The following is a 20,819-nucleotide window of genomic DNA, read 5'->3' on the forward strand; positions in this document are numbered from 1 at the left end:
GCACTCCGTATGAATATATCAAAAGACATTTTTCAAAAATTTACTGTCGTTAGTTTCATCAGTTACAATCCTGCTAAGCATCTGTTCAAAGACCTTTATATTATTTAAAATAAGTTTGGAACGTGGAGTATCTCCATCTTTTATCTTTGTAATCCCGGTTTTTGCTTTGTCAAGTTCATAGCGGACCGCGCTTTTTCCCGCATCAAAGATTGGAGCTGATGTGACGACGGTACCTGTATGCCCTTTGCGATTTAGCATTTGCATGAGCTTTGGAGCGGAAACTATGCCTGTTCCAACAATAATGATGTGAAAGGATCTTCCAGTAAGTTCTAGGAGCTGCATAAGTTCATTCATTTTTGCTAATGCAGTCGGAAGGCGCCTCGTGGATGTGAAATCTCTGGAAACCGTATAAACATCCGGATTCTCAATTAACCATCTTGCCCATCGGTTAATGTCGTTTCGCTCTTCGTCTCTCCAGTAGATATTGGGAATGGAATTCAAACCAGCAGCCTGTAATTCATGCGAAACTTGGTGATGACGAGTTTGCATAATAACATTGTGTGCCTGCGGCATCGGAGTTTTTCTGTGCGTCAGATTAGATATAGAATATGTAGCACTGGTTCCCAGCGAGAATCCAATTTCCTTTAAATGTGCAAACATATCTAATCGCTCAGTATGCCCCATTCCCCACATGCTTTCTAAATGGCTATCCTTGCCATTGAAAATCGCCCAAAGGTTACATTCATCGTCTACCGACAGGAATTGCCTCGCGACAGCGTGGGAATAGAAAGACGTTTTAAGTGTAGCACCGAGTCGTCTACGAGTTTTGAGTAAGGTATCAACGTTCGCCGCTGCCCATCGTATTGGAAGTTTCTGGTATTTCTTATTGAAATGGGTGAATAATGGTACAAAAAGAGGAAACATGTCTTCTCTTGTCTGTCGTACAGTCAATTGCTCAAAAAATCGACCTTCGGCCAAGTAATCTTCAAAACGATACTCATTCTCATAAGGTCCTGGTTCTCTTCTATCCCGACAAACGAGAGGACAATGTGAGCATTTATGTCGTAAGCCACTCGTAGCCTTCCAGGCACATCCGCATGGCGCGGTTCTTGCACCTCCGCAAGCATCGAAGGCGGGGCAGATAGCACAATTATCAAATAATCCTGCGAAGCCCAAATTAGAAGTTATTGGGAGGATCATTAATTGCTATGCCCTAATGAAACCCTAATTGTTACCTGTGGATTAGGCGTTTGACTAAGCTGTTCTATATCCGCACTGGTAATACGCCTTGCAGATATAATAGGCATAAAGCGGACCGGGATGTTTCCAAGCCGTAGCTTTCCAAGATGTGCTTCATAGATCTCACCCAGTCTGTGTAAAGTAACAATGCTACCTACACTTGCAAATGCGAAGACCTGAGGATCGACCTGCTCTAACCTGATAGACAGACGGTTTGTGGACTGTGAGACATCTTGACTACCACTGGTGAAAGTTGCACTAAGCTGGATTTTTGATGGTTGGTTCTTCCTGTTGGCAGGACGATCTTTTCTTGGATTTCCCATGTTTAATTTACGGATTTGTTTAAACAAAAAATAAACTCAATAATTTATATATCAACCAGTTAGCCGATATATAAATATAACTCACACTTGACTTTTTGGAGTGGGAAATTATCCGTAAATTCGACGCACAAAACTAGGGTTTTCATCACGACGTCGCCAAACAAGTGATCTTCCCAGAAGCGAATACGAGAGTATTCGCTTTTATTTTGTATTCGCATTTAAAGATCTATCGACCTCCATATTACCAGTCTTGTTGCTTGTCCTTTTTTGAAAGTACACGCCTAAACGTATCTATATAGCCTCTTATTCACCTTAAAGTACCAGTTATTTTTGCAACTTCGATAAATATCGCTGTTGCCATTCCAATGTCAATGTTCTCAATGAGTAGGCCGAAATGCCGAATACGTCAAATGCAAAACCCATAATTTGGACATCCTCAGTGATAAACCTGCCTTTGACGTCCTTGGTAAAAATAAGTGCAGCAACAGACTCTAATAGCATGCTAGGGTTATTTATGAAGATCTTATATGCTTTCGTATTCTGCTTTTCTGTAAGTTCAACTATTTGTAAGAGTCCGGAATCTTTCAAGGTATCAAGCATTACATTATTAATTCGACTATGACGTCCAAAATTATCAACTGAATAGTCCATTATAAACAACCGTGTATCCTGCGATGAAATTCTCGATAGAATCCCCGAATCATACCACTTTGCCAGACAAACATAGTCAGAAACAACGGACTCCATTAAACGTCAATTTTGGAAAAGACTGTCAAAAATATCTTCAAAATCCCTCTGACTCCTCCCAGCTAACTGAGCCGCCTTTTCTATACCAATCTTGTTTTCGACAATACATTGCAGAATTAGCTGGATAAACCGTTCAGGCTCTTCACGACCCATATATTGGCCTCTGTCATCACTAGAAAACTTGCTCAGCTTCCAATTCGTAAAAGTGTCAAAACTTATCAAGTTGGAGAATCTAGCTCTCACCATGATTGCCAAAATGGAGATACCGTAAAATTCTTTGATCCTTTTAAGATCATGCATTAAAATCGAAGTTCGGTTTTTCCCAAATTCACTTTTTAAGATCTCAGTTGGAATAAGTACAGAGCCTGCGAAAACCTCACAAATCTTCTCGATTTCTTGGTTAGTTAAACCATCCTGAATTATCAATAATAGGTGCCCCAACTCATGCAAAAGGGTATATCTGAGCCGAGTTAGTTCCTTTTGTTGATCATTAACAACGATTACAGGTATGCTGTTGTTTTCAGCCCAACCAGAAAGCCCCTCATGCTTATAAGGTCCGTTGTAGTTAATTTTTATGACTCTGACACCTTTGTCTTCTAAAAGCTTCGTTACACTGTAAATCGGTCCATCCGACAATTTCCAGCGCTTACGTAGATACTTAGCGGCAGTCTCTGCATCGGCCGGATTATTTACCACAAGATCGGAAAGCGGGTTTTCAAATTTGACTACTGATTTTGCGATTTGCTCTATCTCCAGGTAATTGCTCAGATATCTAGCGGCAGATTCCTCTATATCCAATTTCTCGGAACTATCTAAATCATTACCATATCGATAGTTTACATCTAGCAAGCTAAACTGAACATTAAATGGCTTTAAAAGAGCCTCTACCTCAAATTTAAGTACACGTGCAATGAGTCTTAAAGTTTTACTATCTGGAAATCGATTTCCGTTTTCGTAGTTGCTAATTGTTTGCTTTGAACATCCCACATGATTAGCCAGATCCTCCATTGAGTACTTACGAAGTAATCTAATCCGTTGTAAATTTCGTGAGAATGTACTTTCCATAGAATGTATGTTATGTTGACAAATGTATTAAATTTTTCTTTGTAAACACAAACCTTTTCTTTTAATTGTTTAAAAGATTTTTCCGCAGGCTTTTAATTAAGCGCACTGGCGACTGTAAGCAGCTTCGCATATATAATTTTGACTTGGCAAATTCCCCCCAATAGGTAAGATCGCTTTGCATGAGAAGATGAAATTCAGCATCGGAAGAGCAGACGTAAACAAAAATAAACCGGTCAATACGGCAAACGGCTTAGTCCGTCAAAATTTTAGAAGCTGTTTCTTTATCGAAGTGGTGCGGTGCAAGCTTGTACGATATCTGGTCTAGTGAAACCTAAACAAACTCGATTATAGTGAACAAGATGTCAACGTGAATACGACCCAATAAAATGAATTACGATGCTGTACGTGACGCCTATGAGTCAACTTCTGGATAACAAGCTTTGAACTTGCATCCCATGGCATCTCATAAAGCAAATAATAGCTTTAAGCCTCCTGTTATCTTTAATAGTTAACTACCAAGTCATTTGTTACTTTTCGAGATCAAATAGAAAATCTGGGTCTCGAGAGTCGGAACATAAAGAATTAGATACTTCTAACATCCTGGATGCTCACGATCCATTGACGAATATGGTGGCAGACTTCGTTCCAATCATGAAGACCAGTATAACAGCAATCTCTGGTAGAAATTGCTGGCAGGACCAATGGCTGGCCCGCAGGTTACAGCACTCACGAGCATTACAGGCCTGACAGATGGAGGCCACTTTGGAGATGAGTGGTAATCCAATCTTGTTAATTGAGAACGGCTTGTAAAAGCCTGCGGTCCGCAGGCCTTTTAAAAGCCGTTCTCTGCTCGATTACATTGTAACGTGATTTATACACGCCAGTTCCGGAGTGCTTCGAACCTCGTCAAGCCTTAAGTAATGTTCTTTACCAGCCTTGTTGAGGGGCCGTTCTATTTTAAAGGAATAATATATACCATCCACTTCGACAATCGTCACGGGAATAGCCTTTCGTCCCTCCCAGGAAATCCATGCCTTATCACCCACAGCAAACTTTTCTACCGTTCTCTTTGAATGGTTAAGCGGTGTGACATTGGAGACATAGGTGATCTTTCGGGGATCGTGATTTTTAGGCTTTTGCTTGACAACACGAGGATGGTTTGGTTTGGGCGAATTCAGTCTATACAGATAAGCCTTGTACGACTTCCATGACCTTTTAAGAGTTTCCACTACTACGCGAGGTGCGCTCCTAAAACTCATATAGCCTAGGTATTCGTCCAAAGCTTCATACAGCGGCCAAGTACTATCTGTCAGCATATCCGAAGCCAAATCACCCAAAGGGGAATCTCGGTTCTTGTGCTTTTTCAGCCAGTCAGTGAAACTCAGTTGAGGCACTTCACTCATGGTTTCCGTCTTTGGGATGGATTTCTGACCAATGCTTTGTAAGCAATGTTTCCAGTTGGAATATCCCAGCTCTTTGGAAATTGTATCCAGAGCTTTCATGTGGCTTATGCCGCTTTTCTTTTTTAGATTTTTCGCCTGACGCTTTACGAAAGCGAGCGTATGTTGCTGCTGTTTCATTTGTGAACACTTTTAATCTCACAAGAAAATGTCACCCACCAACCATTCTCCCGACATGAGAAAAAGTTTATCACAAAGGTAGAAGACAGTGCTGATGCAGCTTTGCGGCGGTGGGCGTCAGGCTCCTGAATAAGCCATGCCCAAAATTAAAGAATTTTACCTACGAAGCCAACGAAATAAGAGTGTTATAGTTATTATGTTTTCGAGTCCTTATCGCTCAACGATCTTGGCTAACCAACTAAAAATTCCTTTTGGCACCACAAAACAGACGAAGGCTGAATTTAGTTTTTGCATGCATCAATATTGATTTGGCACAAACCAACTAACTTTTTGATCGTCCCCAACTTTTTCCGACGATCCACAACTATTGCAACTTTTATTGCAACTAAAGAAAAAAGCACCTAGCAAATTAATGCTAAGTGCTTCATTTTCAGGCTCCCGAAGTTGGGCTCGAACCAACGACCCTCTGATTAACAGTCAGATGCTCTAACCGGCTGAGCTATTCAGGAGTTTATATCCGGTTGTTTACTCGAATTGTGGTGCAAATCTAAGAATTCAAGTTATACAGCGCAAGAGTAAACTCTAAAAAAAACTTATGATTGCACCTTCGCGAGAATTAACTCCTTGACTTTCTTTGCGTCTCCCTTCGTAAAATTATTGATAATTATTTCCGGACGCATTCTCGGGATCACGCGGATCGTCGAAAAAAACATCCCGCTATCCACTTCAACACCCGAAATGTCGGAATAGAACACAAAGTTGTCGGTACTTCTGAAAAGCTTGCTGACTTTGAAGGTTACGCCTTTCTCTCCGAAAGTTACTTCATCGGGGAAAAACGGATTCATCAATCCACTGGCGCTAAAACGTTCGTTCATAATATTAGGTTAAATTAAATTTTCATAAAGGTACATACACGACCTTCTTGGTCTCAAAAAATTCTTCGCTAAAATAGTCAGAAAGCGCATAAACGCGGTTTTTCTGGTTTAGCTCACCTAATTCTTCTGCCAGGTCGCCTCCTTTTAAATATAAAATCCCGTTCCTGAGCTCGTGAAATGAATTACGGTTGATGTTTTTTCTGACCCAGCCTACAAATGGCGTGATGCGGGTTACTGCGCGGCTTACCACGAATTCATAGGATTCGTCCAGCTTTTCAGCCCGTGTTTGCTCTGCACGCACATTATCCAGCTTCAATGCAGCCGCAATCTCCTGCACTACCCTGATTTTTTTGCCAATACTATCCACAAGGTGAAATTGGGCATCGGGATAAAGGATCGCCAGGGGGATGCCGGGAAAACCGCCCCCGGTACCTACATCCAAAACGCTGGTTCCTGCTTTGAATCCCTGCACTTTCGCAATCCCAAGCGAATGCAGCACGTGCCTTTCATATAATGTATCAATATCCTGCCGCGAAATCACATTCACGCGCGCATTCCAGTATTGATATAATTCTTCCATTTGACTAAACTTACTTTTTTGATCCTCAGTAAGTTCGGGAAAATACCTGTTAATTAGTTCCATGTCCGGCGTGGCCTTCTTTTAGTTAAAGTAACAAAACCGAAAACGGTATAGTAAACAAACAATGCAAAATCCATGAGCAAAAAGCTGAACCACTCTACCGTTTTGTCCAGCTTCAGATTTATAATAATGAGTAAAAACCATTGAATCACCCAGCGCACCGCAACGATGATGCCTAGGTATTGTAAGGAAAGATAGTCTCTCGTGATCAATCCAAAAAGGAGTGCGACAAGCCCGAGCAGCCAAACTGCAATATGACTGCCTGACAGCAATGCGAGCAATATCTTGTTGCGCGGCTTATAGTACCTGCTTACTGCAATATGGCGCGTTTTCTGGCGGTACCAGTCCTTCCACGTGGTTTTCGGCCGGGAGTAAACAAACGAATCTTCCTCAATAGAGATCGTCGTGTTTTCACTGGTAGACACTTCGTTCAGGAAAATATCATCATCTCCGCCGTATACATTCTTATGTGTGTAAAAACCCTTGTTGGCGAAGAATACCGAACGCTTATATAATATGTTGCGGCCCACGCCCATGTAAGTCATTCCGGCCAGCGTAAAAGAAAGGTACTGAACTGCAGTATAAAAGGTTTCACAGCGGATAAACCAGTTGAGCATTCCCTTGTCCCGGAAGTAGGGTGAGAAGCCCAGCACAATGTCTTTGTCCGGCGTTACACGGGAAGTCATCGCGGTGATCCAGTGGGGCGAGGAGGGGCGGCAATCGGCATCGGTCATCAACGCAATCGGATATTTTGCCTGCTTCATTCCTACCGTTAATGCGTATTTTTTTGGTGTTACGTGATCAAACTGATCGTTGATCCGGATATACCTGATGTGTTTCCACTGAAAGATGTTGCTGCGGATGAATTCCTCGCTCCCGTCATCAGAACGGTCATCGAGCAGGATCACTTCAAATTCGGGATATTCCTGTGCATCGAGCAGGGGAAGCAATTCCGTCAGATTGCCCCGCTCGTTCCAGGCGCAAACCAGTACCGTCACACCAGGCATTGCGTTACCGTAGTTCGCACCTTTTCCATAAAACGCAAGTCTTGTAAAAAAGAAGAGATAATAGAATAATTGTACGGTAACAAACGCTGCTAGCGCATAAAGTAATGATTCGGCCACAACAGAAGAGAGAGGTAAATTTTAATCATATTCTCACAAATATACAGTCATTGTCAGTATTCTTCGAGACCTTCAATCTATTTTTGCAGCTCAGAAATCTAAAAGGTTTAATGAAGTTTACACTAGAAGTTGAAGACCCCGCTTCCAAGGCAAGGGCCGGATATATCGAGACTGATCACGGTGTGATTGAGACGCCGATCTTTATGCCGGTAGGTACTGCGGGGACGGTGAAGGCGGTGCACCAGCGCGAGCTGCATGACGATATTCAGGCACAGATCATTCTGGGAAATACCTATCATTTATACCTGCGCCCGGGACTTGACATACTGAGCCGCGCAGGAGGCTTGCATGCATTTAATTGCTGGGATAAACCCATACTGACAGATAGCGGCGGGTACCAGGTTTACTCACTTGCCGGAACGGGAAGAAAGATCAATGAAGAGGGTGTGGTATTTAAGTCACACATTGACGGTGGCGTACACACATTTACCCCGGAAAATGTGATGGATATTCAACGGACCATCGGAGCGGACATTATCATGGCGTTTGATGAATGCACTCCTTACCCCTGTGACTTTACTTATGCCCGTCAATCCATGGAAATGACACACCGCTGGCTGGTGCGTTGCTGCCAGCGATTTGATACTACCGATCCTCTATATGGTCACCAGCAGACACTTTTCCCGATTGTGCAAGGCAGTGTGTACAAAGATCTTCGGGTTCAGTCAGCAGAATTTATTGCCTCTTGTAACCGCGAGGGAAATGCAATCGGCGGCTTATCAGTAGGCGAACCGGCCGAGATCATGTACGAGCTGACGGAAGTGGTTTGCGACATATTACCCAAAGACAAACCCCGGTATCTGATGGGAGTAGGCACGCCCGCGAATATCCTTGAATGCATTGCACTGGGTGTAGATATGTTTGATTGTGTAATGCCAACGCGGAACGCGCGGAATGGCATGATTTTTACTACGGAAGGCATAATCAATATCCGCAATGAAAAGTGGAAGGATGATTTCTCGGCGATTGATGCAGGATTAGGAGGATACGTTAGTACTTTTTACAGTAAGGCATATCTGAGGCATCTTGTGAAGTCAGGAGAAATGCTGGGCGCACAGATTGCGAGTGTCCATAACCTTACATTTTACTTGTGGCTGGTGCGTAGTGCGAGGGAAAAAATAAGGGAAGGAGTATTTCTTTCGTGGAAGACTGAAATATTAAAAAAAATAAATCAACGTCTTTGAAAGTTCGGAAAAGGACGTTTCTTTCGGGTAAAATTTGAATTGGTAATCCTGAAAGTTTTTCCGTTTCTCTGAAACTTCGGTTGATTAAGTGATATTGTTAACCTATTTTTGTGCGCACTAGGCATTTGGTTGACGTACAATTGGCCATGAATTGAATACCTAATTTACTCATATTGACTAAAGATCAATCCTAGTTAATCTTAATAACGCTAACTTGAATAGTATGAAAAAAGTATCCCAGTTGATTTGTTCGTTTGCCTTGGGGGCAATGATGGCGCTGCCTTCATTGGCGCAACCGCTAGAGCAACCGAATTCTCCGGATTACAATCCCAAAGCAACCTACGATGGCCCTTACAAACTGAATACCTGGTCAGTTTCTGCACACTTTGGCCCGTCTATGTTTTTCGGCGATTTGAGAGAGTATGATTTCTGGCCTGTTACAAAAACATCTGCTGACAGTCACAAGGAATCCGGAACAATTCAAGGAGGCCTCACTTTAAACAAACAGCTTTCATACTTGTTCGGGTCTCGCTTGGATGTATCTCTTGGTAATCTGAGAGGTATGAAGCGCCGTAATTACAATCGTTATTTCGAAGGAAATTACTTTGATGTTTCCATTGCTGGAACCGTCAACCTGAAAGGTCTTTTGATGGGACCTAATAAAATGAAGCGCTGGAAAGTGGATGCGTATGTAGGGGTTGGGCAGATATTCTACGATGCAACTGCATATGATCTTACTGGCGGTGTAAAATTGCGCGAGACCGGCAGCAAAAATGACTGGATCATCCCAACAGGTTTGAACGTAAACTACGAAGTTACAAAGAGAATCGATATTGGTCTTGACTTCCGTTTGAACCATACTAACTCTGACTATCTGGACGCTACTTACGGTGGTGACTATGACAGAACTGAGAATCTGAATCTTATTAAAGACCAAAAGACTTCACGTAAAGGAAACTCTGAATTGGATAGCTACGGTTATGGAGCGATTCAGTTGACTTACAAACTGGGTAAAAACCCATTGAAAGTTCAGAAAGTTGATGGCAAATGGGATTACAAACCTGACGAAGGCGGATACTACCACTTGCGTTACACAGATCCTAAGGTGTTGATCAAGCCACCAAAGATCCTTACGCTTGAAGAAATGGACTCAGTTGCAAAAGCAAACCGTCCAAAAGATATCGACCCAAGATTGCTTCTTGATACAGATGGTGACGGTGTTTCTGACTTCTTCGATAAAGAGCCTAATTCACCAGCAGGAAGTATCGTAGACGGTGGTGGACGCGTACTTGACTTCGATGCATATGTTAAAAATGCATTGGCAACGGGTGCAGCTTGCAGCGAGATCTTCGCAAACGTAATGTTTGATACAGACAAAAACGTGATCAAGCCTGAGGCTCAGGAAATGTTGAAAAACGTAGCTGCGCTGATGAACAAAAACGGTTGCCGCTTGCAACTGGCTGGTCACACAGACCGTCGTGCATCGGATCGTTACAACATCGCACTTTCTCGCCGCCGAGTTGATGCAGTTAAAAACTACCTGATCAACGAAGCCGGATTGACTGACCCAAGCAAAGTGATTGTTGATTACTTCGGTTCATTCAAACCTATCGCAGACAGCGCAACCCGCAACGGACTACAAAGAAACCGTCGCGTAGAACTTAAACTTCTTCCATAATAGTTTAGTGGAAAAAAGATATAAGCAGAATAAGGTCTCCATATCGGAGGCCTTTTCTGTTTTAGGATGGAAATCTTTCAATTAGTACTCACATTATATTACAAACTAGTTTAATGAAACAATACGATTATTTAATAGTTGGAGCAGGGTTGTGGGGATCTGTTTTTGCGCATGAAGCTACAAAAAGAGGGAAAAAGTGCCTGGTGATAGATCGGAGAGAACACACAGGCGGCAATGTGTATTGCGAAAATGTGGAAGGTATCAATGTACATAAATACGGTGCACACATTTTTCACACCAATGATAAGGATGTGTGGGATTATGTAAATTCTTTCGTGGAGTTTAACCGCTACACCAACTCGCCGGTAGCCAACTTTAATGGAGAACTTTACAATCTTCCATTTAACATGAACACCTTCTATCAGCTATGGAAAGTGCGCACGCCGGAGGAAGCAAAGGAAAAGATCAGGGAGCAGGTAGAGCAAGCCGGTATCAAAGACCCGCAAAATCTGGAAGAACAAGCTATTTCACTTGTCGGAACTGATATTTATGAGAAGCTGATCAAAGCCTACACAGAAAAACAATGGGGACGGAAAGCAACGGAACTACCTGCGTTCATTATCAAGCGTTTGCCTGTTCGCTTTACATTTGACAACAATTATTTTAACGACAAATACCAGGGCATTCCCATCGGTGGTTACAACAAGCTGACGGAAGGTCTGCTCAAAGATGTGGAAGTAAGGTTGGGCGTCGATTTCTTCAAAGACAGGGAGGCACTAACAGCATTGGCGGAAACGGTGGTGTACACAGGTCCAATCGACGAATACTTTGATTTCAAATTCGGGCAGCTCGAATATCGCAGCCTTCGCTTTGAAAACCAGTTGCTGGACAAGGAGAATTACCAGGGTAATGCGGTTGTAAACTATACGGATGGAGAGACGCCATTTACGCGGATTATCGAGCATAAGCACTTTGAATTTGGCACGCAGCCTAAAACGGTGATCACGCACGAGTATCCACAAGAATGGGTAAAAGGTGCGGAACCTTACTATCCGGTTAACGATGACAAGAATACTGCCGTTTTTAACCAGTACAAGGCACTTGCCGGAGAAGAAGAGAACGTAATATTTGGTGGGCGATTAGCCGAATATCGTTATTATGATATGCACCAGGTAGTAGCTTCTGCATTAAAGAAAGTGAAAGTGCATTTCGCCTGAAAATGCCATTTTATAGATCCCTGGCATCTTTTTGAGTTGCTAGGGATTTTTGTTTATACGCATTTCAAAAAAAATTCCGGTTAATGCGTTACGTATTCTGCTAACCGACGTCTAAACCATACTAAGTCAAAAGGTATGTAATGACAGGCAAGCAATTAGAGCAGGTTACGAGTTTAGCAAATGACGGAAAAGGCATTGTAAGCCTCCACTTCCTGAAAGAAGCGCTGCGCTTCTGGTATTGGTTTGTAGCTTCTTTGGCTACATGCGTAGTAATTGCCATTGTTTTCCTGAGGTATTCGACTCCACGGTATGACATTCAGGCTTCCCTGCTGGTGAGAGACGATTCGCGCGGCACCAACTTCGAGGACGCCGCTTTATTCGAAAACCTTGGCCTGGCTGCTGTTACAAGCAATGTAGACAATGAGGTTGAAATTCTAAGGAGCAGGAACCTGATGGAGCATGTAGTGGACGCGCTCCAACTGCAGGTGCGCTGCTTTGCTTCGGGCAGGGTAAAGACCTCCGAATTGTATGAGAAATCGCCTTTCAAAATCGTGTTTCTCGCTCCCATTACCCTGCGGAACAAGACAATTTATACACTGACTTTTCTCGAAGAAGGAAAATACCAGATCTCCGATGCAAAGCGAAGCAGGACCTGTGCATTCGGAGATACTATATTAATTGATCAGGTACCCGCGATAATTTCGCGGACAAAACACATTTACACTCCAGACGATCAATATTCGATTGAAATCTCGGCGAAAGACGAAGTTGTAGCAAGGTATACTTCGGCATTGAAGGTATCTGTAACCAACAAGATGGCAAGTGTCGTCGGTTTGTCGCTAAAAGATATCCTGCCGCAAAAGGGAGAAGCTGTTCTTCATGAGCTGATCAGGCAATATTTACGAAACAGTATTGATGACAAGAACCGAACCGCAGATAGTACGTTATCCTTCATTACAAGCAATCTCGCTCAGGTTTCCTCAGAGTTGGTGAGCATTGAAACCGGCATAGCCAAATTCAAACAACGTAACGGAGTAGTTGATTTGAATGCAGATAATCAGGCACTTCGTGAAAAGTCGTCGCGCATTTCTGATGAGCTTGAAGGTCACGTTATCAAATTAAAAATCCTCGAAGAACTTACCCGATATATCTCGGATAATCCCGACCGTGCAATTCCAACCTCTCTGATCCAGCAGGAAAGTAATTTCAGCGCATTAGTTGGGCAATACAACGAGCTGGTACTATCCAGGAAGCGGAATGCCGTGACCATGAGCGCGGCCCATCCTACCATGCACACGCTCGACAGCCAGCTAAGTAGCTTGAAGGCTGATATGCGTGCTGCATTGGATGTACAGAAGCGCGAAGTTCAGATCACGCTGGACTCGTACGATCGACATAAAAGGGAGTTTAAAAGTCAGATTGCCAAATTTCCTTTTACGGAGCGGATGTACATCGACTACTCTCGTCAACAACAAATCAAGCAGGAGCTCTACTTGTTTTTACTAAAAAAGCGCATTGAAACTTCTATTACCCGGTCTTCAACAATTGCCAATGCGAGGATATTGGACGCGCCAAAAGCAGCTTCGCAGTCTGTAACACCTGATAAACAGCTTGTGCTGCTTATCGCGGGTTGCCTGGGATTATTCATTCCGCTATTTGTACTGCATATCAAAAAAGTCCTGACAGTAAGAATTGCAAACAAGAATGACATCACTACACGCTGCATTGCACCGGTCGTGGGAGAAATTGGCTACGAAAGACACCATAAGCTGCTTGACACTAACAGCCGCAGTATCGTAGCAGAACAGTTTCGAACATTACGTACCAACCTGCTTTTTGGCTCTCCAGTACACCAATGTCAAACGATCCTGATCACTTCTGCTGCCTCGGGAGAAGGTAAGTCGTTTGTTGCTATGCATTTAGCGGAGTCTCTTGCAAATGCGGATAAGAAGGTTTTATTACTTGAACTGGACTTGCGGCGACCTTCAGTGGCAGCTTATCTGAACCTCGATCCCGCCGGGTTTACAGATTATATGCACGAAGATCCGGCTCCTGAGAGTCTCATCCAGCAAGGTAGGGCACGCAATGCTTTTGATATAATGACTTCCGGCCCGTCGCCTCCCGATCCTGCCGAACTGCTTTCCACAGAACGCTTTGACCAACTTATTGAAATTTTCAAAAGCAGGTACGACCACATTATAATAGACACGCCGCCTGTGGGTCTGGTAACCGACGCCAGGATAATTGGCAGGGTTGCAGATATGTCGTTGTTTGTGGTACGCCACGATTTTACGCTTCTGGCAAACCTCGATGAAATCAATGAGCTGCTGAATACAGGCCAGCTGCCGGCCTTGAAGCTCATTTACAATGGAGCAAAATACAAGCCCGGATATCAATACTATTCACATTCAAAACAAAGAAGAAGCATTTTTTAATAAGGTATATCAACAACTAAAAACGTATGAAAGGGATTTACATGATCTGTGAGATCGGGCAGGCGCACGAGGGTAGTGTCGCCATGGCCCACGCGTACATTGATGCAGTGGCGCAGTCGGGAGTTAATGCAATCAAGTTTCAGGTGCACATTGCCGATGCGGAAAGTAGTATCTACGAGCCTTTTCGGAACCCATTCTCATTTCCAGACCTGACGAGAATGGCTTATTGGAGGCGAATGGAGTTTACAAAAGAGCAATGGATTGGTTTGAAGCGGCATTGTGAGTACTACCAGCTTGATTTTATACCGAGCACCTTCTCTGTGGCGGCTGTCACGATGTTGGAAAATATGGGGGTATCGCGATTTAAGATTGCGTCGGGTGAGGTTGAAAACTTCCTGATGCTTGACCGGATCGCACGGCTTGGTAAGGAGATGATCCTGTCGTCAGGAATGAGCTCGCCGGATGAACTGGATGAAACGATCGCCTTCCTGCGCCGGTACAATTGTCCGCTCTCCATTTTACAATGCACCACTTCTTACCCCACCCAGCCCGATCAATGGGGGATCAATGTAATTCATGAATTCAAAAACCGATATCAATTGCCAGTCGGCTTTTCAGATCATTCCGGAGACGTTTTTGCCTGCCTCGCCGCAGCTGCCTCGGGCGCCGACCTACTGGAATTTCATGTGACCTTCGACAAAAGAATGCCGGGGCCGGATACGTCTTCTTCTTTGACGGTAGATCAGGTTTTTCAGCTTGCACGGGGAGTACGTGCAATCGAAAGTGCTTTTCAGAACCCCGTTGATAAAGCCGATAATGCACATTTTCAAAAGTTAAAAGTCCAGTTTGGCAAATCTTTGGCAATCAATAAATCACTTGAAAAAGGGCATGTTATTTCCATAGAAGACCTTGAATCCAAGAAACCGGCTGGCCACGGTATTGAGGCCAAAAGGTTTGCAGAAATACTTGGGAGCAAGCTGCGGGAAAACATAACTCAATGGGATTTTTTGACTGCTAATCACATTTGACATGAGGAAAGTTTGTGTCGTGATTACAGCGAGGGCAAGTTATAGCCGCTCAAAAACCCTATTAGCTGCCATACAAAAACACGCCGCTCTCGAATTGCAGCTCATAGTTGCTTCCAGCGCTTTGCTCGAAAGATACGGACAGGTGGTAAGTCATATTGTTGATGACGGTTTCCCGATTGTGGCCAGGATCGCGAATGCAAATACCGGCGACAAGCGTACGTCGGCGGCGGTGACCACAGCTTCCGGCATCACAGAACTCGCCAGCGTATTCGAGAAGATCCGGCCTGACGTGGTCGTTACCATTGCCGACAGGTTTGAAACAATGGCCACAGCGATTGCTGCTGCTTATATGAACATTCCGCTGGCGCATGTGCAAGGCGGAGAGGTGACGGGGAACATTGATGAGAAGGTACGTCACGCAATTACCAAGCTGGCGGATATCCATTTTGTAGCAACGGCAGAAGCGCGTAAAAGGTTGATCAAAATGGGCGAGGAGCCCGGTCGGATATTCTTTACCGGCTGTCCTTCGCTGGACATTGTCATTGATGTACTAAAAAATCCTGACATCGATTTTAACCCGTATACACTATATGGTGGGATCGGAAGCAAGCCTGATTTGCAGCAGCCTTACCTGATGGTTTTGCAGCATCCTGTGAGTACGGAGCCACATAAGTCGGAGGAGCAGCTCAACAATACATTAACCGCATTAATCTCACTGCAGCTACCTGTGTTATGGTTTTTCCCGAATGCCGATCCGGGCACGGGCGGGACATTTCATCGGATAAGCAGTTTTTACGGCCAGAATACATTGCTTCCATTTCACTTCTTCAACAACATGCGTCCGGAGCATTTCCTGAAACTGCTCAATAAAGCGGCTTGTTTGATCGGAAATTCCAGCTGCGGGATCAGGGAGGGAGCTACGCTGGGCATACCGGCAGTGAATATCGGTAACAGGCAGGACGGGCGGGAGCGCGGGCAGAATGTAGTAGATGCAAAACATGCCAGTGACTCCATTATGGAAGCTGCTGAAAAACAGCTGGCGCGCGTCAGATTTGCGCCCGATTTCATTTACGGAAAAGGAAATGCAGGTCAGCAAATCGCCGACCTGCTTGCCGAAATCCCCCTCACATTTGAAAAGAAAATCACTTACTGATGAAAACCACCAGCAGAATATTAGGCGTAATTCCCGCTCGCGGCGGCTCTAAGGGTATTTATAACAAGAATTTGAAATTGCTTGGCGGCAAGCCTCTGATCTACTACACGATTCAGGCGGCCTTGAAAGCGAAGTTGTTGAACACAGTAATTGTGTCTAGTGATTGTTACAGGATCCTCCAATATGCACAGCAGTTTTCAGGGATAACAGTTCCATTTGTAAGACCCAAAAGCCTGGCTACGGATGTTGCAAGCTCGCTTGAAGTAGTAAAGCACTCGCTCGACTTCTACTCTGGATTCGGGTGTGCATTCGATTTTGTGATGCTCCTGCAACCTACGTCGCCCTTCAGAAGTGCAGATCTGATTGACAGAGCGGCGAAATACATGATTGCTTCGGGCGCGGATAGCCTGATCACCGTTCGTAAAATTCCCGATCGTTTTCATCCCAGCTGGGCTTTTCAGGCCGGGGAGCAGGGGCTATACAAAGTTGTCAATGATAGCGCGCAGCTCATTTCGCGTCGGCAGGATCTGCCCGACAACTACTATCGCGATGGGAAAATATACATTTCTAAAACTGCCCTGATCCAGGAAGGAATGCTGGTAGGCGGGAAGATCGCCAGCTTGCTGACAGAGGATGAGCCCGACATTAACATTGATACTTTTTCGGACTGGGAAATGGCGCAGAACCACATTCATCTATGGAAGAACCTTCAAAAAGAAAACTGTTAGTGCTTGTCACTAATCATTTTGCGGCCATTAACCTGATCCACACGGGATTTATACAAAAGCTTGCTGACAAGTACAGCGTCCAGATCCTTTCCGATTTCATTCAGGAAGCCGACATTGTAAAGATCAACAGGTACTTCGAAATCCAGCTTACGCTTGTCAGCGTTTCTTTCGGGAAAGAACTTCCGGTTTTGTGCCTGCTGAGGCTTTTTGAAAAGTTCTTATTTTTTAACTTGTTCAAAGCCAATACACATAGAGTTAAGTTGCTGGAACAAAGCATCTTTATTCGCCGGGTTGTGCATGGTTTAGGCTGGCTTATAGGGTCAGGAGTGCTTGCCCGCTGGCTCCTGAACTTTGTCCGAAAAGCGATCATACTGCTCTCTTCGAGGATCGCGCAACCCGGTTTACCCAATCCTGGCTTGGCCGGCGTCATTTCTTCGTCGCCGCTTGACAGCAGGGAGAATGCAATCGTAAACAGGCTTGCCCGCCAGAAAGTACCTGCATTGGCTATCATCATTAGCTGGGATAACCTTACTTCAAAGGGAATGATCAATGCAAATCACGACTATGTGCTCGTCTGGAATGAAATAATGAAATGCGAATTCGAGAACTTCTATTCCGGATTTCAGCCAATACCGCGGATTTGTGTTACCGGGGTTCCCAGGTTTGATGTTTACGTGAAAAGGAAGCCGAATGAGATATCACTTTTAAACTTCAAAAGAAAGCTTTCTATTTCCGGCTCTGCCGATATCATTCTTTTTGCAACAAGCGCACCCAGGCATTTTCCAAACCAGCGTCACATTGTGGAAGATCTGCTGGAATATTGTAAAAGGAGGCTTAATACAATATTGCTCATCCGGCTGCATCCTGCTGATCAACTGGCTTACTACAAAGAATATCTGTCGGAGCGTACGGTAAGAGTCTGCCGGTCTTCGGCGTGCACCTCTCTTCCTGAGCTGAACTTCCTGGATTTGCTTACCGATACAATTTACAGCTGTACCGTGTGCGTGCAGGTTGCTTCGACCATGCGCCTGGATGCCGCTGCCTGCGGAAAGCCTGTTGTGAACATCGGGTATGATGGAAATGAGGAGCTTCCTTACAGCCAGTCCGTGAGGCGATTATATGATTACTCCCACCAGCTGCCGCTTAATGCGTTCAAAGTTGGCAAACTGGTTTTAAGCAAGCAGGAATTGTTTGATCACCTCGATCAGGTACTCCGGAAGCGTTCTCAAAGTGCATTTACCCAAGCCGCGCTCAGCGCTCACGCGCCCATACAGGCAGGTGGTAGTGTTTCACGCATGATGCGTTACGTCGACGAATGGCTGGCTTAATTGCAGAAGCAGGCTGGAAATGCCTGTTATCGCTGAGTATAGCCCTGATTGTATCCTGGCTTTGTCCGGCTTTGCTCCATTTTGGCGAGAGCGGTTTTCAGGCGCTAGTTGTTTTTTCGTTTTACATCTACTGCGTCGTCGCCTTGTTTACGTTCTCGCCACACAAGCTTTTTCATGTGTTATCGATCCCGGTATTTACCCAGTTTTTGCATTTATTTCAAAAATATGCATTCCCTGCCGGCGCAAACTCGCTGTGGCGGCTGCTGCCTTTTTTGATCCTTGGTACCTATTTTATCAACTTCTTTGTGCGATGCCCATGTAAACTGAATAGAAGGGAGCAACTTTTTTTGGTTAGCTGGACTGGCGCGAATGTCTTTTTCCTTTGCATATCGCCTAATCTCGGCAACGTGGTTTTTGGCGCCGCGGTACTTACACTGGTTACATTGCCCTGTTATCTTGTATATCTGTCCGCCGCAATGCAATCGTCTGATTTTCGGGCTCGATTGGAATGTTACCTGTGTCTGCTTTATATCATTCTCGGGGCCGGAACCTTCGGGCTTGTGGCGGCCGGCGCCAGTTATAAAGGATCTGACAACTTACTGGCTACACGGAATATCACAGATACCAATGTAACAATGGCATATTTCGTGTTACTCTGGCCATTTGCATTGCTGTATGCCAGGCGACAACGCTCGCGGGCCGGCTTAGTTATCCTTTTTACTTCGGTTTTCCTGGGTGTCGTTTTATTTTCATTTTCCCGCGGCGCAGTGCTGCTCATCATCCCTTATCTGATCATCACAATTACATTCAGTTTCGGAAGGTGGCTGTTTTGGCTGTTCATAAGTGTTTTTGGAGGGTTGATTTTGACTGTGCCCTGGACAGTGCCTGTGACTGGCAATGCAGGACTTGCCTATTTCTGGAAGCTTCGGTTTGGTGACTTTGCCACGCATTCAATCTTCGGCAGACTTCTCGAAACCAGCGGAAGAGGGGAGATACATGCTGTTGCACACAGTCTTTTTGTGGAAAGTCCGGTTTTCGGGCATGGTACCGGGAGCTTTGAGGTGCTCGGACCAGGGTACAGGGAGGCGCATTCACTTTGGTATACGTTACTGGCCGAGAATGGGCTCATCGGTGCGATACTGATGTATTCTGTTTTTGTTCAATGCGGTACTATGCTTGTAAGCGCGTCCGGTGCGGGGAGAATGTACAAGGCGCTGCCACTTGCATTAGTCGTTTACCTGGTTTTTAATCATACAGTCGGGAGCGTCTTTGTGATCATTCCTGCGAAGAGCCTGACGATCAACTGCATTGCGCCGGTGTTGTTGCTTTGTCTTTATTTCTATTCCGAAAGTCTGCGCAAGTCACCTCTATCGAATGCGTAGATTGCTGATCATCGGAAAAGTGCCGCCACCAATCGGCGGGGTAACCATGCATGTGAAGCGACTGGTGGAAAACCTCGAAAAAGAAGGTTTTAACAACTTTGACTTCGCTGACTTGCAACACGGGCCGGTTCGATGTTTTTTCAAGTTATGTCGCTACGAGGTAATACACCTTCATATCTCAAATCCCGCCTGGCAGGTTCTGCTGGCGCTATTTTGCAGACTTACATTCAGGAAACTAATCATTACTTACCATGGAAACTGGGGCCGGTATGCGTTCTGGGGGAATGTACTGGTAAGCTGGTCGGCGCGGCTTTGCTTGATTCCCATTGTTCAGAATGAAGAGAGCTTGCAAAAAGCGTTGGAATGCAACAGATCTGCCAGGCTGTTCTCGACGTTTTTGCCATCTGATTATATAAAGCCGCTTGACAAGTGTACGAGCTCAAAGCTGGCGGAGTTCAGGAAGCAGCACAGGAAGATTGTTTGTACCAATGCATGGAACCTGACTTTTGACAAAAACCAAAAGGAAACTTACGGGATTTGGGATCTGGTGACTTACATCTCACAACAGCCCGCGTTTGGACTGGTCATTTCCGATCCTTCCGCTGCTTACATTCGCTACATATCAGATTTATGCGGCGAGCTTCCGACGAATGTTCTCTTCATCTCCATTCCGCACGATTTCAGGAATGTGTTGCAGATAGCAGACGCATTTATCAGGAATACTACCACTGACGGCGTTTCATTGTCCATTCACGAAGCACTTCAACTGAATGTAGCAGTACTTGCTTCCGCCGTGGTGGAAAGATCACCTTACTGCCAGGTTTACAATGATTTAAATGAGATGGATCTGGAAACTGAGATCAGGAAGGCAGAAGATTTGCTTCCCGGTAAACGAATTGAGAGTGAGGAAACTCCGGTGATCGAACAGCTGATGTCGCTTTATAGCAGTGCATTGGAATGTAAAATTTTGGAAAGCTCCAAAAAAACAAAGGCATAGAAAGTTTCCATGCCCTGTTTCACACTATACACACAC

Annotated in this window: 17 protein-coding genes and 1 tRNA gene; 10 read left to right on the forward strand and 8 right to left on the reverse strand. The window is 44.6% G+C overall.

Features of this window, described 5'->3' with window-relative positions:
* Positions 1–18: 18 nt before the first annotated feature.
* The 8 genes from AC1XTG_RS15590 to AC1XTG_RS15625 form a co-directional block, all read right to left on the reverse strand.
* Complete coding sequence (locus AC1XTG_RS15590) at positions 19–924, reverse strand: hypothetical protein (protein WP_484842582.1); 906 nt, start codon at positions 922–924, stop codon at positions 19–21.
* A gap of 962 nt (positions 925–1,886) precedes the next feature.
* Complete coding sequence (locus AC1XTG_RS15595) at positions 1,887–2,309, reverse strand: hypothetical protein (RefSeq protein WP_484842583.1); 423 nt, start codon at positions 2,307–2,309, stop codon at positions 1,887–1,889.
* A gap of 6 nt (positions 2,310–2,315) precedes the next feature.
* Entirely contained in the window at positions 2,316–3,374 is a 1,059-nt protein-coding gene (locus AC1XTG_RS15600) for a helix-turn-helix domain-containing protein (protein ID WP_484842584.1), read from the reverse strand.
* Positions 3,375–4,228: 854 nt separating this feature from the next.
* Entirely contained in the window at positions 4,229–4,954 is a 726-nt protein-coding gene (locus tag AC1XTG_RS15605) for a YozE family protein (RefSeq protein ID WP_484842585.1), read from the reverse strand.
* 435 nt (positions 4,955–5,389) lie between these two features.
* Positions 5,390–5,463 (reverse strand) — tRNA-Asn (locus tag AC1XTG_RS15610).
* Between the two features lie 84 nt (positions 5,464–5,547).
* A complete protein-coding gene (locus AC1XTG_RS15615; protein WP_056291951.1) occupies positions 5,548–5,829 on the reverse strand; it encodes a hypothetical protein in 282 nt (93 codons plus the stop codon).
* Between the two features lie 22 nt (positions 5,830–5,851).
* Complete coding sequence (gene rsmG / locus AC1XTG_RS15620) at positions 5,852–6,472, reverse strand: 16S rRNA (guanine(527)-N(7))-methyltransferase RsmG (protein ID WP_056291949.1); 621 nt, start codon at positions 6,470–6,472, stop codon at positions 5,852–5,854.
* Positions 6,463–7,593, reverse strand: coding sequence for a glycosyltransferase (locus AC1XTG_RS15625; protein WP_484842586.1), 1,131 nt, complete (start codon positions 7,591–7,593; stop codon positions 6,463–6,465). The genes rsmG and AC1XTG_RS15625 overlap by 10 nt, the downstream gene beginning before the upstream one ends.
* A 110-nt stretch (positions 7,594–7,703) precedes the next feature.
* On the opposite strand from AC1XTG_RS15625, the gene tgt reads away from it, so the two are divergent.
* The 10 genes from tgt (at position 7,704) to AC1XTG_RS15675 (ending at position 20,783) form a co-directional block, all read left to right on the forward strand.
* Positions 7,704–8,837 (forward strand): tRNA guanosine(34) transglycosylase Tgt, encoded by a 1,134-nt coding sequence (gene tgt, locus AC1XTG_RS15630; RefSeq protein WP_484842587.1) that lies wholly within the window; start codon positions 7,704–7,706, stop codon positions 8,835–8,837.
* Positions 8,838–9,060: 223 nt separating this feature from the next.
* Entirely contained in the window at positions 9,061–10,515 is a 1,455-nt protein-coding gene (locus tag AC1XTG_RS15635) for an OmpA family protein (protein WP_484842588.1), read from the forward strand.
* Between the two features lie 113 nt (positions 10,516–10,628).
* Complete coding sequence (glf, locus tag AC1XTG_RS15640) at positions 10,629–11,732, forward strand: UDP-galactopyranose mutase (protein WP_056291936.1); 1,104 nt, start codon at positions 10,629–10,631, stop codon at positions 11,730–11,732.
* 140 nt (positions 11,733–11,872) lie between these two features.
* On the forward strand, positions 11,873–14,167 hold the full coding sequence (locus tag AC1XTG_RS15645) for a GumC family protein (RefSeq protein ID WP_484842589.1): 2,295 nt from the start codon (positions 11,873–11,875) through the stop codon (positions 14,165–14,167).
* Positions 14,168–14,193: 26 nt separating this feature from the next.
* Positions 14,194–15,195, forward strand: coding sequence for an N-acetylneuraminate synthase family protein (locus tag AC1XTG_RS15650; RefSeq protein WP_056291928.1), 1,002 nt, complete (start codon positions 14,194–14,196; stop codon positions 15,193–15,195).
* 1 nt (position 15,196) lies between these two features.
* The gene (gene neuC, locus AC1XTG_RS15655; RefSeq protein ID WP_484842590.1) at positions 15,197–16,348 is read left to right on the forward strand and encodes a UDP-N-acetylglucosamine 2-epimerase; all 1,152 of its coding nucleotides are present in this window, start codon (positions 15,197–15,199) and stop codon (positions 16,346–16,348) included.
* Complete coding sequence (locus AC1XTG_RS15660) at positions 16,348–17,076, forward strand: acylneuraminate cytidylyltransferase family protein (protein ID WP_484842591.1); 729 nt, start codon at positions 16,348–16,350, stop codon at positions 17,074–17,076. The genes neuC and AC1XTG_RS15660 overlap by 1 nt, the downstream gene beginning before the upstream one ends.
* Positions 17,046–18,404, forward strand: coding sequence for a CDP-glycerol glycerophosphotransferase family protein (locus AC1XTG_RS15665; RefSeq protein ID WP_484842592.1), 1,359 nt, complete (start codon positions 17,046–17,048; stop codon positions 18,402–18,404). Before AC1XTG_RS15660 ends, AC1XTG_RS15665 begins: the two co-directional genes overlap by 31 nt.
* Positions 18,392–19,786 (forward strand): O-antigen ligase family protein, encoded by a 1,395-nt coding sequence (locus AC1XTG_RS15670; protein WP_484842593.1) that lies wholly within the window; start codon positions 18,392–18,394, stop codon positions 19,784–19,786. Before AC1XTG_RS15665 ends, AC1XTG_RS15670 begins: the two co-directional genes overlap by 13 nt.
* Positions 19,779–20,783, forward strand: coding sequence for a glycosyltransferase family 4 protein (locus AC1XTG_RS15675; protein ID WP_484842594.1), 1,005 nt, complete (start codon positions 19,779–19,781; stop codon positions 20,781–20,783). Before AC1XTG_RS15670 ends, AC1XTG_RS15675 begins: the two co-directional genes overlap by 8 nt.
* Positions 20,784–20,819: the final 36 nt, after the last annotated feature.

This window comes from Dyadobacter sp. HNCC25DJ183 (assembly GCF_056895175.1).

Coding starts and splice junctions, on each gene's coding strand:
- AC1XTG_RS15590 (WP_484842582.1), bottom strand. CDS start 924: ATGTTTCCTCTTTTTGTACCATTATTCACCCATTTCAATAAGAAATAC.
- AC1XTG_RS15595 (WP_484842583.1), bottom strand. CDS start 2,309: ATGGAGTCCGTTGTTTCTGACTATGTTTGTCTGGCAAAGTGGTATGAT.
- AC1XTG_RS15600 (WP_484842584.1), bottom strand. CDS start 3,374: ATGGAAAGTACATTCTCACGAAATTTACAACGGATTAGATTACTTCGT.
- AC1XTG_RS15605 (WP_484842585.1), bottom strand. CDS start 4,954: ATGAAACAGCAGCAACATACGCTCGCTTTCGTAAAGCGTCAGGCGAAA.
- AC1XTG_RS15615 (WP_056291951.1), bottom strand. CDS start 5,829: ATGAACGAACGTTTTAGCGCCAGTGGATTGATGAATCCGTTTTTCCCC.
- rsmG (WP_056291949.1), bottom strand. CDS start 6,472: ATGGAACTAATTAACAGGTATTTTCCCGAACTTACTGAGGATCAAAAA.
- tgt (WP_484842587.1), top strand. CDS start 7,704: ATGAAGTTTACACTAGAAGTTGAAGACCCCGCTTCCAAGGCAAGGGCC.
- AC1XTG_RS15635 (WP_484842588.1), top strand. CDS start 9,061: ATGAAAAAAGTATCCCAGTTGATTTGTTCGTTTGCCTTGGGGGCAATG.
- glf (WP_056291936.1), top strand. CDS start 10,629: ATGAAACAATACGATTATTTAATAGTTGGAGCAGGGTTGTGGGGATCT.
- AC1XTG_RS15645 (WP_484842589.1), top strand. CDS start 11,873: ATGACAGGCAAGCAATTAGAGCAGGTTACGAGTTTAGCAAATGACGGA.
- AC1XTG_RS15650 (WP_056291928.1), top strand. CDS start 14,194: ATGAAAGGGATTTACATGATCTGTGAGATCGGGCAGGCGCACGAGGGT.
- neuC (WP_484842590.1), top strand. CDS start 15,197: ATGAGGAAAGTTTGTGTCGTGATTACAGCGAGGGCAAGTTATAGCCGC.
- AC1XTG_RS15660 (WP_484842591.1), top strand. CDS start 16,348: ATGAAAACCACCAGCAGAATATTAGGCGTAATTCCCGCTCGCGGCGGC.
- AC1XTG_RS15665 (WP_484842592.1), top strand. CDS start 17,046: ATGGAAGAACCTTCAAAAAGAAAACTGTTAGTGCTTGTCACTAATCAT.
- AC1XTG_RS15670 (WP_484842593.1), top strand. CDS start 18,392: ATGGCTGGCTTAATTGCAGAAGCAGGCTGGAAATGCCTGTTATCGCTG.
- AC1XTG_RS15675 (WP_484842594.1), top strand. CDS start 19,779: ATGCGTAGATTGCTGATCATCGGAAAAGTGCCGCCACCAATCGGCGGG.